This is a genomic window from Achromobacter xylosoxidans (assembly GCF_001457475.1).
GTDB classification, from domain to species: domain Bacteria; phylum Pseudomonadota; class Gammaproteobacteria; order Burkholderiales; family Burkholderiaceae_B; genus Achromobacter; species Achromobacter xylosoxidans.
On the sequence record NZ_LN831029.1, the window covers coordinates 1,520,609 to 1,535,170 of the forward strand.

A 14,562-nucleotide genomic window follows, 5' to 3' on the forward strand; every position below is an offset into this window, starting at 1 on the left:
AAATCACCGCACCATGTCTGACTCAATCATCGCAATCGTTCCCGCCGCCGGCGTCGGCGCCCGCGCCAGCCACCCCGGCGTCGAGAGCGTGCCCAAGCAATACCGTCCGTTGGCCGGACAGCCCATGCTGCGCCATGCCGTTGCGGCGCTGCTGGCCGACGAGCGCGTGTCGCAGGTGCGCGTGGCGGTGACGCCCGGCGATGGCTGGGTCGACCACGCCCTGGCCGGCCTGCCGCGCACCGTCTGGCGCGCCTGCGGCGGCGCGACGCGCGCCGATACGGTGGCCGGCGCCCTGGCCGAGAGCGGCGTGGCCGATGACACGTGGGTGCTGGTGCATGACGCGGCCCGCCCCGGCCTGCCGGCGCCGGCCCTGGCGCGCCTGATCGACGCCTGCCTCGCGGATGCGGTGGGCGGGCTGCTGGCGCTGCCCGTGGCCGATACCGTCAAGGCCGGCCACGACCGGGTCGAGCGCACGCTGGACCGCAACGGCCTGTGGCTGGCGCAGACGCCGCAGATGTTCCGCGCCGGCGTGCTGCGCGATGCGCTGACGGCGGCCGCGGTGAACGGCGTTGCCGTCACCGACGAGGCCTCGGCGATCGAGGCCGCGGGCTATGCGCCCCTGCTGGTGCCCGGCGCCATGCGCAATTTCAAGGTGACCTGGCCGGACGATTTCGAACTGATGGAAAAATGGCTATGAGTATTCCCTTCCGCGTCGGCCAGGGGTTTGACGTGCATGCGCTGGTGGAAGGCCGCCCGCTGATCATCGGCGGCGTGACCATTCCGCACAGCCACGGCCTGCTGGGCCATTCCGATGCCGACGTGCTGCTGCACGCCATCACCGACGCGCTGCTCGGCGCCGCCGGGCTGGGCGACATCGGCCGCCACTTCCCCGATACCGATCCGGCCTTCAAGGGCGCGGACAGCCGCGTGTTGCTGCGCGAAGCCGTGGCGCGCGTGCGCCAGGCCGGCTGGACGCCCGTGAACATCGACGCCACCGTGCATGCCCAGGCGCCCAAGATCGGCCCGCATGCGCCCGCCATGGTCGGCAACATCGCCGCCGATACCGGCCTGGCCGAAACCGAGGTCAACATCAAGGCCAAGACCAACGAAGGCCTGGGATACCTGGGGCGCAAGGAAGGCATCTCGGCCACGGTGGTGGCGCTGCTGGCGCGGACCTGAGCGCCGTCCCACACCCCGCTTGCATCGATGGCGCGGTGTTTACCGCGCCATTTTTTCGGTGCGCGGGCGTTGTTTTATTCGCACGGATACATGTCCACAACAAATTAACAAACCGCAAAAAAGGGCGCGGGCCGCGTGGCTGCTGCGGTTTGGCGCGCATCCCGCGTCGTTTGGGGCGTACAGGCCGAAAACGCCCCGTGTTTTCGTCTTGCCGGGGCATTTGAACTGGAATATTCTGCCGCTACTTAACGTCTGGATAATAGGGACACTAGGATGCATGTACGTGGCGCTGCCTTATTCGTGGCTCTCGTCGCCTTTGGTTCGCCTGCACATGCAGAATTCGAGCAACAGCTCGGCCCGCTCGCGGGCGCTGTCCGCACGCAGCTGCTGCAAGGCTGGACCGCAGGGGTCGAGGATGGCTGGTTCACGCTGCGCAACAAGGCCACGGCCGGCAGCGAACAAACGCTCTACCTGAACGTTGGACAACCGCCCGAAGGCGGCCGCATCACCGACGTGAACGTGGTCCTGAATTCGAAGAATCCCAAGGCTTCCATCGGCCTGGCGCTGACCAACCGTTCGCGCAAGGGGCTGTGCCTGCTCGAACTCACGGCCGCCAAGCAGACCTTGCTGTTCTGTCTGGACGGCGACAAGCGCCGCGATATCGCCAACGTGCCCAACGTGGCCAAGCTGGACGGCTCCGACCGCATCAAGGTTGTCGAGGTGCCGGGCGCGGCGCGCTTCATCGTCAACGGCCAGAAGATCGGCGATATCGAGAACGAACCCGCGCTGGGTTCCGAGCTCGGCATCATGGCTTACGAGGTCGGCACCTTCGGGATCGCGGACTTCGCCATCAACACGAACGTCAATGCCAACACCGGCCAGGGCGGCGGTGGGCAACCGCAACAGCAGCCGACGCGCGCGCCGCAGGCCTCGCCGGATTCCGGCGCCAGCAGCGGCTTGCCGGGTTCCGGCCCGTATCCGCGCTTTGGCGGCGACTCGCTGCGCATCGTGGCGGTGTACATCGGCATCATGCGCAGCATTTTCATGCATGAGTTCGGCCACGCGCTGATCGGCGAACTGGAGCTGCCCTCGACCGGCGCCGAGGAAGACGCGGTCGATATCTATTCGGCGCTGCAGATCGTCGAGCCGACCATGTACCCGTCCAGCGACAAGGACACCAACGCCATGGCCCAGGGCGCGGCCAAGTACGCGGCCCTGCAGTGGTACTACAGCGGCAAGCTGGCCGAGGCCAAGGGCGCCGGCAACTCGCCCTGGCAGGACGAGCACACGGGCGACCTCAAGCGCTTTCGCAACATGCTGTGCATCATGTATGGCGGCAACCCCGGCGTGTTCGCGTCGCTGGTCGACCAGGTCGGCTTCGAAGACCGCACCAAGGCGCGCTGCGCGGATGAATTCACCAAGCAGAACCGCGCCTGGCGCCGGATCCTGGCGCCGCATACCCGCGTCGGCACGTGGTCGCCCGATGGCCAGCAGCCGGCGAACGCCCCCGGCGCACCGGTGAACGTGACCTTCGAACCGTCGTCGCGCCGCATCGGCAACCTGTTCGCCAACAACCTGTCCGAAGCCATCACCAACAACATCAAGCTGCTGGGCCAGACCTACGTGCTGCCGCGGCCGGTGAACGTGGTCTTCAAGGACTGCGGCAAGCTCAACGCCTGGTACAGCCCGCGCGAAGGCTCCATCACCATGTGCTACGAGCTGATCGAGAACATCGCGGTGATGATCTCGGATATCGAGATGGGCACGGTCGGTGGCGAGCCCAAGCAGGGCGGGGCGGCGCCGCAGCAAGCCCCGCAACAGGCCCCGCAACAGCAGCCGCGCCAGCAACCGCCCGCCGGCCAGCCGCAGCGCGCGCCCAGCAACGGCGGTTTCGACGAGTTGCAGGATAGCGGCGTGCCGCCGACGACCCTGCTGTTCTCGGCGCCCTACAAGGGCCCGACGCCGAACTCCCATCCCCGCGCCAAGGTGATCACCACCAAGGACGTGGTGGCCCTGTTGACCGATGAAAAGAACAAGAACTTCCTGGTGATCGACACCAGCGGCCTGCGCGACACCATTCCCGGCGCCTTCCCGCTGAGCGATGCGGGTTCGGACGGCAGTGTGACGGACCAGATGCAGGAAGCCTTTGACGGCTGGCTGCACAAGAAGACGGGCACCGAGAAAGAACACAACGTGCCGCTGATCATCGTGGGCGCCGGCATGAACGACCGCTCCTCCTATAACGCCGCGCTGCGCGCCGGCATGATGGGTTGGCCGGTCTACTGGTATCGCGGCGGCATGGAGGCCTGGCTCGCCAACGGCCTGCCGACGGCTCCCGTCAAGTCCCAGGGACAATAGCGGCAGCGGGGCGGCGCAAGCGCCTTCCGGCAAATAAAGAAAGCCCGCCTGTGCGAACAGGCGGGCTTTTTCATTGCCCGCGCGCGGCGGGGCGGGCCTGCGTGGCGGAGGCGGGCTTACTTGCCCTGCGCGGCCAGCGCCAGGGCGGCGGCGTTGACCACCGCGGCGATGCGGCCGGCGTCGCGCAGCTGCTCGGTCGACAGGCCGTCCTGCTTCAGGTTCTCGTAGTGCGAACCGACGCAGAAATGGCACTTGCCGATGATGGAGGCCACCAGCGCGAACAGCTCGAAGCGCTTCTTTTCCACGCCGCCATGGGTGGCGTAGGCATTCATGCGCAGCTGGGCCGGCAGGCTCTTGAGCTGGGCGTCGCCGCTCATCTCGACGTAGGGGTACCAGGTGTTGTTCATGCCCATGAGCGCCGAGGCGGTCAGCGCGGCATTGGCGTCGGTTTCGGACAGGCCGCTCTTGAAGGCTTCGATCAGCACCGGGCTGCGCGCGGCGTAGGCGGCCGACAGGGCGGCGCCGACGGCGTCTTCCGGAGCCAGGGTCGAGCGGGCGATCACGGCGTCCAGATTCAGGCGGATGTCCTTGGCCCAATCCGGCAGCTGTTCCTTAATGGTCGTCAGAAATTCCATAGTTTTTACCTATAATCTAGCGCAGTTAAAGCCCGGCGAGGGACCCGCGAGCAGGTCCCGGCCGGGCTGGAAATTACAGCGTGGCGCCGCCAACCGTACGGTTGCACGGGCACAGCTCGTCGGTTTGCAGGCCGTCGAGCAGACGCAGCACTTCTTCCGGGTTACGGCCGACGTTCAGGTTGTTCACCGAAACGTGCTGGATCGTGTTGTCCGGGTCGACGATGAAGGTGGCGCGCAGGGCAACGCCAGCACCCTTTTCGCGCACGCCCAGCTGGTCGATCAGGGCGCCGGTGGTGTCGCCGAACTGGTAGTGACCCAGCTTGTTCAGGTCCGGGTGCTCACGGCGCCAGGCCAGCTTGACGAATTCGTTGTCGCTCGAGCCACCCAGCAGGACGGCGTCGCGGTCTTCGAAATCCTTGGCCAGCTTGTTGAAGCCGACGATTTCGGTCGGGCACACGAACGTGAAGTCCTTCGGGTAGAAGTAGATCACCTTCCACTTGCCGGGGAACGAGCTTTCGGTGATGTCTTCGAAAGCCGAGACGCCGTTTTCTTCGTGCTGGTTGAAGCCGGGCTTGACGCCGGTAACCTTGAAGGGCTCGAGTTTGTCGCCAACAGTTTTCATGTTTACTCCCAGTAGTTGTTGGTGGAATTAAGGCGGTGCCTCAAACCATAAATTCTACGCTATGGATTATCGTTGTCTAATTGATAATTCCTAAACTTCGCTTTGGGCAGCTCTATGCGGGCGGTCAGGCCGCCGCCCTCGCGCGGCAGCATGCGCAGGGCGCCGCCCACGTGCTTGAGCAGGCGTTCGACGATGGCCAGGCCCAGGCCGGCGCCGCTGACGCCGGTGCGGGCGGCCTCGCCGCGCGAGAACGGCCGCAGCAGGCGGTCGACGTCTTCGGGGGCGATGCCGGGGCCGCGGTCGGACACCTCGATGACGATCATGCCGCCCTCAGCTTGCAGTGTCATGACCAGATGGGCCATGCCGTCGGTCGAACGGCCATAGCGGCGCGCGTTCTCGATCAGGTTGCTGACGATGCGTTTCAGGTCCAGCGCGGTGATGCGCGCGCGCAGGCCCGGTTCGAGGGTGGCGTCCAGTTCGCCGCCCAGCGAGGACGTGTGGCTGCGTTCACGCTCGTACAGCTCGGCCAGCACGGCCGAGATATCGGTGGCCAGTTGCGGCAGGGTGCCGGCGGGACGGGCGTATTCCATCAGTTGGCCGATACTGTGGTCGATCTGGCCCAGGTCCTCGTCGATGGCCTGGCGCGCGTCTTCCGACACGCCGCTCAGTTCGATTTCCAGGCGCATGCGCGCCAGCGGCGTGCGCAGGTCGTGGGAAATGCCGGCCAGCATCAGCTCGCGGTCGGCCTCGGCCTGCCGCAGGTCCTTGGCCATGCGGTTGAACGAGGCGTTCAGGTCGCGGATTTCCAGCGGCCCCTGCTCGGGCAGGGGCGCCGGGGTCTCGCCACGCGACAGCACCTGCGCCGCGCGCGCCAGCCGCGACAGTGGCCGGTTGACGAAGCCGACGCTGACCGCCGCGCCCACCAGGGACAGCAACAGCGCCGTGGCGCCCCATCCCAGCCATTCGATGCCGCCCGTCAGTCCGATTTGCTCGCGCTCGAACACCAGCCAATATAGGTCTTTCTCGATCTGGAAACTGACCCAGAAGCCCGGCACCTGGTTCACGCCCCAGGCGATCTGGGTCTCGGGGCCGAAGCGCGTGCGGATGTGCTGCGCCACGCGCTGCCAGTAATCGTCGTCGGGAAGGGCTTCGGCGAAGTCGGTGACCTCGCGCGGATAGACCTGGATGCCTTCATTGGTGGCCAGGTCGAGCAGGAGCTTGCTGCGTTCGCCGTTGTGCGAATAGATCAGCGCGGTGCGCGTGATATTGACGGCCGTGATCACCCGCTGCGCCATTTGATTGGCGCGCGGTCCCAGCTCCATGCTGAAGAAGACTTGTAGCCACGCCCCCAGGCTGACCAGCATGAGCGCGGCCAGCAACAGGAACGTGCGGCCGAACAAGCCGAGCCGCAGACGTGAAGTCAGGTTCCTGAAGGTTCTGCGCAAGCGGGGCACGAGGCTGCGCTCCTGCCCGGGGCGGGCGTATCGATCAACTGCCACCGTCCGGCACAAACACGTATCCGAGACCCCAGACGGTCTGGATGAATACGGGCTTGGACGGGTTCGGCTCGATCAGCTTGCGCAGGCGCGAGATCTGCACGTCGAGGCTGCGGTCGAAGGCTTCGTATTCGCGGCCGCGGGCCAGTTCCATGAGCTTGTCGCGCGACAGCGGAATCTTCGGGTGGCGCGCAAACACCTTGAGCACCGAGAATTCGCCGGTCGTGATGGGCACCTGTTCGCCGTTGCGCGTGAGCGTGCGGGTCGACAGGTTCAGCACGTAGGGGCCGAAGGCGATGGATTCGTTTTCCTGGCTGGGGGCGCCGGGATGTTCCTCGGTGCCGCGGCGGCGCAGGATCGCGTTGATCCGGGCCAGCAGTTCGCGAGGGTTGAAGGGCTTGGACAGGTAGTCGTCCGCGCCCATCTCCAGGCCGACGATGCGGTCGATTTCTTCCGCCTTGGCCGTCAGCATGATGATGGGGGTGTTGTCGTGGCCACCGCGCAGCCGGCGACAGATGGACAGGCCATCCTCGCCGGGCAGCATCAGATCCAGCACGAGCAGGTCGAAGTGCTCGCGTTGCCAGAGTTTGCCCATCTCTTTGGCGTCTTCGGCAACGAAAACGTTGAATCCCTGCTCGGACAGATACCGGCGCAGCAGATCGCGCAAGCGCGGATCATCGTCGACGACGAGGATTTTTCGGGTGGGGGTGGTGTTTTGCGTATTCATGGCCGGAAATGTAACAGTGACAAGAACCAGCGGCTAGTGGGCGTTCACAAGATATTACACATTGCGAACCATGGTTGAAATCCCCCTTACATACGGGGGCAAGCCCCCGGTATTTCGTACAATCTGCATCTATGGAACTAAACCTGCTGGCTCTGGAAACCTCTTCGTCGCGCTGCGGCGTGGCCCTTTTGCGCGCCTTCGACGGGCGGCTGGAGGTCGCCGTTCGCGAACACGAGGGCTCCCAGGAGCACGCGGAACGCCTTTTGCCCATGGCCAACGAACTGCTGGCCGAGGCCGGCCTGGCGCCCGGCGCCCTGCAGGCGGTGGCGTTCGGCCAGGGGCCGGGCGGCTTTACCGGGCTGCGCGTGGCCTGCGGCGTGGCCCAGGGCATGGCCATGGGGCTGGGGATCCCGGTATTGCCGGTGGTGTCGCACCAGGCCGTGGCCGCCCAGGCGGGCGGCGTGCCGGACGACGCCATCGTGGTGGCGCTGGACGCCCGCATGAATGAAGTCTACCTGGCGGTCTATCGCCCGGTTGCCGGCGCCGATGGAGAGTCCGTCTGGGAAACCCTGCAGGCCCCCTTGCTGATCGCGGCGGCCGAGGTCGTGCCCTGGACGGCGCACCACCTGCCCGCGTGGTCCCGCGCCGCTGGCCGGGCGCTGCAGCCCCTGCTGGCGGGCGATGCCTGGGATGCCTACGCCGCGGACATGTCGATACCGGCCGGATGGCGGCGCGCCGGCGAGGCGCAGCGGCCCGAGGCCGCCAGCGTCGCCCGCCTGGCGCGCCAGGCCTGGTCGCGGGGCGAGGCCGTCGCGCCGGAGCAGGCCGCGCCGCTCTACGTCCGAGACAAAGTGGCTTTCACCACCGCGGAACGCCTGCGGGGCGAGGGCGGCAACCCCAAGGCGCAATCCACGCTGGCGCCGGCATATCCCCAGCCGCTGACCGACGCCGACCTGGACGAGGTGGTGGCCCTGGAGGCCAATGTCCAGTCGTTTCCCTGGACCCGCGGCAACTTCGCCGACGCGCTGGCGGCCGGCTATGGCGCCTGGACATTGCGCCGTGATGGCCGCGTGGCCGGTTTCTGTATCCTGATGTTTGCGCCCGACGTGGCCCATCTGCTGGTGATCGCGGTGGCGCGCAGCCTGCACCGCCAGGGGCTGGGCAGCGTCCTGCTCGACTGGTGCGAACAGCAGGCGCGCGAGCGCAGCCTGGACGGCGTGCTGCTCGAAGTGCGCCCATCCAATACCGCGGCGGTCGAGTTCTACAAGGCCCGCGGCTACCTGCAGATCGGCCTGCGGCGTGGCTACTATCCGGCCGAAAAGGGCGGACGCGAGGATGCCCTGGTGATGCAGAAGCGCCTGGACAGGCCCAAGGGAGCGATGGCGTGACGGCCCCGAACCCCACGCAGTCGGCGGCCGCGCCTCGCGTCAATCCGCTGCAGCGCCTGTGGCTGCGCGAGCTGGGCATGGAGCGCCTGTGGCTGCGCCCGGCGCCGCGGCCCGCGGTCGCGTCCGAGGCCCAGGCCGTTGTTTCCAAACAGGATTCGCCGGCAATGGCGACGCCGGGCGGCGCGCCGCCGGCACCGGTCCGCGACGCCGCGCCAGCGCCGGCGGCCGTGGCATCGCCCGTCGCCGCGCGTCCCGCCGGGCCCGGCCCGGGCCTGCGCAATGGCCCGCCGCCCAAGCCGGCGCCCAAGCCCGAGGTCGCGGCCGACGCCGCCCCGCTGCCGATTCCGGTGGCCGAAGCGGTCAAGAACGCCAACCTGGACGAATTGCGCGAACAGGTGGTGGCCTGCACTGCCTGCGGCCTTTGCAGCGGGCGGCGCCATGCGGTGTTCGGCCACGGCGGCCAGCAGCCCACGCGCTGGCTGGTGGTGGGCGAGGCGCCCGGCGAACAGGAAGACCGCCAAGGCCAGCCTTTCGTCGGCCGTTCCGGGCAATTGCTGGACTCGATGTTGTCGGCGGTAGGCATGAGCCGCGAGCGCGATGTATTCATCGCCAACGTGATCAAGTGCCGGCCCCCGGGCAACCGCAATCCCAAGCCCGAGGAAATCGCGGCTTGCAGTCCTTACCTGATGCGCCAGATCGCGCTGCTCAAGCCCGAGCGCATCCTGGTGCTGGGCCGGTTCGCGGCCCAGACGCTGCTGGGCACGGACGCGACCATCGGCAGCCTGCGCGGCCGCGTGCACCAGATGAAGACGGAAGAGGGGCGCGAGATCCCGGTGATCGTGAGCTATCACCCGGCCTATCTGCTGCGCAGTCCGGCCGAGAAGGCGCGCGCCTGGCAAGACCTGAAACTGGCGGCCCGGCAGCTCTAGACCGGGCCCGGCCGGCAAGGCCGCCAATGGGCGGGGCCGCAAGGGCGGCCCGCCGCGATGATGATCAGCGCGTGTGCGGGTCGAGCGCGTGGCCGTGGCCTTCCTGGCCGATCTGGTCATGCAGCTCGGGGTTGGCCGCCAGGTTGCGCCGGCTCCAGCGCATGAACACCACCATCAGCACGGCCACCACGGTGCCGAAGATCACGATGATGATGTTGATCGGCAGTTGCAGCCACAGCAGCAGGGTGTACATGGCCACCATCAGCAGGATGTTGAGCTGCTCGTTGAAGTTCTGCACCGCGATCGAATGGCCGGCCGACAGCAGCACGTGGCCGCGGTGTTGCAGCAGGGCGTTCATGGGCACCACGAAAAAGCCCGCCAGCCCGCCGGTGATCAGCAGCAGCAGGTAGACGCTCCAGGGCGAATAGACCAGCGGCATCAGCAGCACCACCAGCCCCATGGCCGCGCCCACCGGCAGCACCGCCAGGGCGCGCCGCAGCGGAATGCGGCCGGCCAGGATCGAACCCACCACCGTGCCCAGGGCGGCCACGCCCATCAGCATCGAGGCCTTGTCCAGCTGGTAGCCCAGGTGGCTGCGGCCCCATTCGATGACGATCAGTTGCAGCGTCGCGCCGGCGCCCCAGAACAGGGTGGTGACGGCCAGGGAAATCTGCCCCAGCTTGTCCTTCCAGAGCACGCGGACGTAGCCCCAGAAGGTGCGCATCAGCTTGACCGGGTTCTTCTGCTGCGGCGGATAGCGCACGTGGGTCGGCGGGATCAGCAAATTGCACAGCGCCGCCAGCAGGTAGACGAAGGCGATGACCAGGATGGCCGCCTCGGCCGGCGTGTGGACCAGCTTGCCGATGAAGGAATGTTGCAGCAGCGCGGTCGATACCGTGGTCGAGATCAGCAGGCCGCCCAGCACCGTGCCCAGGATGATGGAGAAGACGGTAAGGCCTTCGATCCAGCTGTTGCCCTTGACCAGCATGGTGGGGGGCAGCATTTCGGTGACGATGCCGTACTTGGCGGGGGAGTAGGCCGCCGCGCCGATGCCCACCACGCCGTAGGCGGCGCAGACCAGGTAGGTCTGGTATTCAGGGGCGACGCCGATGCTGGCGTACGAGAACATGAGCAGACAGCCGGCCACCTTCAGGGCGTTGGTGGAGAACATCACGCGGCCCTTGGGGTAGGAGTCGGCGATGGCGCCGACGAAGGCCGCCAGCACCACGTAGGCCAGCGCGAAGGACCATTTCATGATCGGGGCCAGCCAGTCCGGGCCGTGCAGTTCCTGTATCAGGGCGATCGCGGCGATGAATAGCGCGTTGTCCGCCAATGACGAGAAGGCCTGCGCGGCCATGACCAGATAGAAACCTCGTTTCAAGAATGTCCCCGTACTTTGACCTGAGCCCGGTCGGTCTGCGTGAAAATTATGCGTCTTGCGAAAAAGTGTCAGCGAGTATAGCCCGTGGCGCAGGTAGGGCTATTCAGCGTTTGCCCGCGGGTTGCGGCAGGTCAGGCGGCGCGCGGCAAGGGGGAGGGCAGTCCCCGGCTTGACCGTTGTTCACGTTTGGGGACAGACTGCCTGCGGTATCATACGACCCATCCGCGAGCCGGCCCTCCAGGGGCCGGTTTGCAATGTGTGCGGCAGGTCCGTTAACGCCTTTCGTTCAACCCACCCCGTCGTCATCGTACTGTGCGTCTTACTCAGCTCAAACTCGCCGGCTTCAAGTCCTTCGTCGATCCCACCGTGATTCCCGTGCCCAGCCAGCTGGTGGGCGTGGTGGGCCCCAATGGCTGCGGCAAATCGAACATCATCGATGCGGTGCGCTGGGTGCTGGGCGAGGCCAAGGCCTCGGAACTGCGCGGCGAGTCCATGCAGGACGTCATCTTCAACGGCTCGGGCAACCGCAAGCCGGCGGCCCGGGCCTCGGTCGAAATGGTGTTCGACAACAGCGAAGGCCGCGCCGCCGGGCAATGGAGCACCTACGCCGAAATCGCCGTGCGCCGCGTGCTGACGCGCGACGGCACCAGCAGCTACTTCGTCAACAACCAGCAGGTCCGCCGCCGCGACATCCACGACATCTTCCTGGGCACCGGCCTGGGCGCGCGCGGCTACGCCATCATCGGCCAGGGCATGATCAACCGACTGATCGAGGCGCGCCCCGAGGAACTGCGGGTGTTCCTGGAAGAAGCCGCCGGCGTGTCGCGCTACAAGGAGCGCCGCCGCGAGACCGAAAACCGCCTGTCCGACACGCGCGAGAACCTGACCCGCGTCGAAGACATCCTGCGCGAACTGAACAGCCAGCTGGAAAAGCTGGAAGCCCAGGCCGAGGTCGCCACGCGCTACCGCGAACTGCAGGCAGACGGCGAAAAGAAACAGCATGCGCTGTGGTTCCTGAAGGAAACCGGCGCGCGCGAAGAGCGCGCCAAGAAGGCCCAGGAAATGGCCCAGGCCCAGAACGAGCTGGAAGCCGCCATCGCCGGCCTGCGCGCCGGCGAGGCCGCGCTCGAATCCCGGCGCCAGGCCCATTACGCCGCCAGCGACGCGGTCCACACCGCCCAGGGCGCGCTGTACGAGGCCAACGCCCAGGTCAGCCGCCTCGAGGCCGAGATCCGCCACGTGGTGGATTCCCGCAACCGCCTGCAGGCGCGGCGCGACCAGCTGCAGCAGCAGATCGCCGAATGGAACAGCCAGCGCGAGCACTGCGCCGAGCAGATCGCCCAGGCCGAAGAAGACCTGGCCGCCGGCGCCGCCCGCACCGAAGAGGCGCGCGCCGCCGCCGAGGACGCCCAGGCCGCGCTGCCGTCGGTCGAGCAGCGCGTGCGCGAAGCCGCCTCCGGCCGCGACGAGATGCGCGCCGCCCTGGCCCGCGTGGAACAGAACCTGGCCTTGGTGGCGCAAACCCAGCGCGATGCCGACCGCCAGATGCAGGCCCTGGAGCAGCGCCGCGAGCGCCTGCAGCAGGAACTGCGCGAATTGCACAGCCCTGACCCGGTGCGCCTGGAGCAACTGGCCGGCGATCGCGTCGCCGGCGAGGAACAGCTCGAGGAGGCCCAGGCGGAACTGGCCACCCTGGAAGGCAAGGTGCCGGACGCCGACGCCGAGCGCAGCCGCGCCCAGGCCGCCGCCCAGACCGATGCGCAGAACCTGGCCCGCCTGGAAGCCCGCCTGTCGGCCCTGGTGAAGCTGCAGGAAGACGTGCAGAAGCAGGGCGCCCTGGAACCCTGGCTGGCCAAGCACGAGCTGGCCGGCCTGTCGCGCCTGTGGCAGAAGCTGCACATCGAGCCGGGCTGGGAAACCGCGCTGGAAGCCGCCCTGCGCGAACGCATGGCCTCCCTTGAAGTGCGCAGCCTGGACTGGGCCCGCGCCTTTTCCGACGACGCGCCGCCCGCCCGCCTGGCCTTCTACCAATTGCCCCCCGCGGCGCCCGCCCCGGCGGCGCCCGCGGGCCTGACGCCGCTGGCCAGCCTGCTGCGCATCACCGATCCCGATCTGCGCACGCTGCTCAATGACTGGCTGGCCGGCATCTATACCGCCACCGACCTGGCCCAGGCCCTGGCGACCCGCGCCACGCTGCCGGCCGGCGCCGCCTGCGTGGTCAAGGCCGGCCACCTGGTGGATGCGCACAGCGTGCGCTTCTACGCCCCGGATTCCGAACAGGCCGGCCTGCTGGCGCGCCAGCAGGAGATCGAAAACCTGCAACGCGAGATCAAGGCGCAGCAACTGATCGCCGACCAGGCCCGCGCCGCTGTCGCCCGCGCCGAAGTGGCCTGGCAACAGGTGAGCCAGGCGATCGCGCCGGCGCGCCAGCGGGTTGCCGAAGTGACCCGCCGGGTGCACGACATCCAGCTGGAACACTCGCGCCTGCAGCAGCAGGCCGAGCAGTCCGGCCAGCACGCCGCGCGCTTGCGCCAGGATCTCGAAGAGATCGCGGCCCACGAAGAAGACCTGCGCGCCACCCGCGAAGAGGCCGAGGCCCGCTTCGAGGCGCTCGACGAGGAGCTGGCCGAACACCAGTCCCGTTTCGCCGACGCCGAAATGGATGGCGAAACCCTCGCCGCCCAGGCCGAGGCCGCCCGCGCCCGCCTGCGCGAACTCGAGCGCGCCGCCCAGGAAGCCGAGTTCGCCGAGCGCGGCATCCAGGTCCGCATCACCGACCTGCAACGCAACCAGCAGCTGGCGGCCGACCAGAGCCAGCGCGGCAGCGTCGAACTCGAACAATTGCTGGCTGACCTGGTCGACCTGGACGCCTCGGCCTCCCAGGCCGGCTTGCAGGACGCCCTGGAAGTGCGCGCCGAGCGCGAAGAGGCGCTGTCGCGCGCCCGCCAGGAAATGGAAAACCTGGCGGCGCTGCTGCGTGGCGCCGACGAAGACCGGCTGCAACAGGAACGCACGCTCGAGCCGCGCCGCGCCCGCATCACCGAATTGCAGCTGCAGGAACAGGCCGCGCGCCTGGCCGAGGAACAATTCACCGAGCAGCTCAACGCCCGCGAGGTCGACCGCGAGGCCCTGGCCCAGGACCTGGCCAACCAGCCGGACGAATGGCGCCGCGCCAGCTGGCTGCAATCGGAAGTCACCCGCATTTCGCGCCAGATCGAGTCGCTTGGCTCGGTCAACCTGGCCGCGCTGGACGAGCTGAACACGTCGCGCGAGCGCAAGGGCTTCCTGGACGACCAGCACCAGGACCTGATGACCGCCATCGAGACCCTGGAAGACGCGATCCGCAAGATCGACCGCGAAACCCGCGAGTTGCTGCAAGAGACCTTCAACGTCGTCAACGGCCACTTCGGCGAACTGTTCCCCAAGCTGTTCGGCGGCGGCGAGGCCAAGCTGACCATGACCGGCGAGGAAATCCTCGATGCCGGCGTGCAGGTCATGGCGCAGCCGCCCGGCAAGCGCAACAGCACCATCCATCTGCTGTCGGGGGGCGAAAAGGCGCTGACCGCCACCGCGTTGGTGTTCGCGCTGTTCAAGCTGAACCCCGCGCCGTTCTGCCTGCTGGACGAGGTGGACGCGCCGCTGGACGACGCCAATACCGAGCGCTACGCCAATCTGGTCGCCAACATGAGCGAGCAGACCCAGTTCCTGTTCATCTCGCACAACAAGATCGCGATGCAGATGGCCAAGCAGCTGATCGGCGTCACCATGCAAGAGCAGGGGGTTTCGCGTATCGTTGCGGTAGACATAGATTCGGCCGTCCAGATGATGGCCTCCGAAGCGGCATAAA

Annotated in this window: 11 protein-coding genes; 6 read left to right on the plus strand and 5 right to left on the minus strand. The window is 67.6% G+C overall.

Features of this window, described 5'->3' with window-relative positions:
* Positions 1-13: 13 nt before the first annotated feature.
* The 3 genes from ispD to AT699_RS06895 all read left to right on the plus strand — a co-directional run bounded on the left by ispD (position 14) and on the right by AT699_RS06895 (position 3,537).
* Positions 14-697, plus strand: a complete 684-nt coding sequence (ispD, locus tag AT699_RS06885) for a 2-C-methyl-D-erythritol 4-phosphate cytidylyltransferase (protein WP_024068081.1) — start codon at positions 14-16, stop codon at positions 695-697.
* On the plus strand, positions 694-1,179 hold the full coding sequence (gene ispF / locus AT699_RS06890; protein ID WP_006389228.1) for a 2-C-methyl-D-erythritol 2,4-cyclodiphosphate synthase: 486 nt from the start codon (positions 694-696) through the stop codon (positions 1,177-1,179). Before ispD ends, ispF begins: the two co-directional genes overlap by 4 nt.
* A 300-nt stretch (positions 1,180-1,479) precedes the next feature.
* Complete coding sequence (locus AT699_RS06895; RefSeq protein WP_232254237.1) at positions 1,480-3,537, plus strand: DUF4344 domain-containing metallopeptidase; 2,058 nt, start codon at positions 1,480-1,482, stop codon at positions 3,535-3,537.
* 116 nt (positions 3,538-3,653) lie between these two features.
* Here the strand turns inward: AT699_RS06895 and AT699_RS06900 are convergent, their stop codons facing one another.
* The 4 genes from AT699_RS06900 to risA form a co-directional block, all read right to left on the minus strand.
* Positions 3,654-4,172, minus strand: a complete 519-nt coding sequence (locus tag AT699_RS06900; RefSeq protein WP_006389230.1) for a carboxymuconolactone decarboxylase family protein — start codon at positions 4,170-4,172, stop codon at positions 3,654-3,656.
* 73 nt (positions 4,173-4,245) lie between these two features.
* Positions 4,246-4,794, minus strand: a complete 549-nt coding sequence (locus AT699_RS06905; RefSeq protein ID WP_006389231.1) for a peroxiredoxin — start codon at positions 4,792-4,794, stop codon at positions 4,246-4,248.
* 59 nt (positions 4,795-4,853) lie between these two features.
* Positions 4,854-6,248 (minus strand): sensor histidine kinase RisS, encoded by a 1,395-nt coding sequence (risS, locus tag AT699_RS06910; protein WP_049054076.1) that lies wholly within the window; start codon positions 6,246-6,248, stop codon positions 4,854-4,856.
* Positions 6,249-6,282: 34 nt separating this feature from the next.
* A complete protein-coding gene (gene risA, locus AT699_RS06915; protein WP_003813882.1) occupies positions 6,283-7,017 on the minus strand; it encodes a response regulator transcription factor RisA in 735 nt (244 codons plus the stop codon).
* A gap of 131 nt (positions 7,018-7,148) precedes the next feature.
* Between risA and tsaB the strand changes: the two genes are divergently transcribed.
* Entirely contained in the window at positions 7,149-8,405 is a 1,257-nt protein-coding gene (gene tsaB / locus AT699_RS06920; RefSeq protein WP_054445387.1) for a tRNA (adenosine(37)-N6)-threonylcarbamoyltransferase complex dimerization subunit type 1 TsaB, read from the plus strand.
* A complete protein-coding gene (locus AT699_RS06925; RefSeq protein WP_024068086.1) occupies positions 8,402-9,334 on the plus strand; it encodes a uracil-DNA glycosylase in 933 nt (310 codons plus the stop codon). The genes tsaB and AT699_RS06925 overlap by 4 nt, the downstream gene beginning before the upstream one ends.
* A 64-nt stretch (positions 9,335-9,398) precedes the next feature.
* Here AT699_RS06925 and lplT read toward each other — a convergent pair whose 3' ends face one another.
* A complete protein-coding gene (lplT, locus tag AT699_RS06930; protein WP_006389235.1) occupies positions 9,399-10,715 on the minus strand; it encodes a lysophospholipid transporter LplT in 1,317 nt (438 codons plus the stop codon).
* A 312-nt stretch (positions 10,716-11,027) separates the two neighbouring features.
* On the opposite strand from lplT, the gene smc reads away from it, so the two are divergent.
* On the plus strand, positions 11,028-14,561 hold the full coding sequence (gene smc / locus AT699_RS06935) for a chromosome segregation protein SMC (protein WP_024068087.1): 3,534 nt from the start codon (positions 11,028-11,030) through the stop codon (positions 14,559-14,561).
* Position 14,562 lies beyond the last annotated feature (1 nt).

Bases quoted from the DNA above. Each gene is read 5' to 3' on its own strand.
- AT699_RS06905 (WP_006389231.1), bottom strand. From the start codon at position 4,794: ATGAAAACTGTTGGCGACAAACTCGAGCCCTTCAAGGTTACCGGCGTC.
- ispF (WP_006389228.1), top strand. From the start codon at position 694: ATGAGTATTCCCTTCCGCGTCGGCCAGGGGTTTGACGTGCATGCGCTG.
- tsaB (WP_054445387.1), top strand. From the start codon at position 7,149: ATGGAACTAAACCTGCTGGCTCTGGAAACCTCTTCGTCGCGCTGCGGC.
- AT699_RS06900 (WP_006389230.1), bottom strand. From the start codon at position 4,172: ATGGAATTTCTGACGACCATTAAGGAACAGCTGCCGGATTGGGCCAAG.
- risA (WP_003813882.1), bottom strand. From the start codon at position 7,017: ATGAATACGCAAAACACCACCCCCACCCGAAAAATCCTCGTCGTCGAC.
- ispD (WP_024068081.1), top strand. From the start codon at position 14: ATGTCTGACTCAATCATCGCAATCGTTCCCGCCGCCGGCGTCGGCGCC.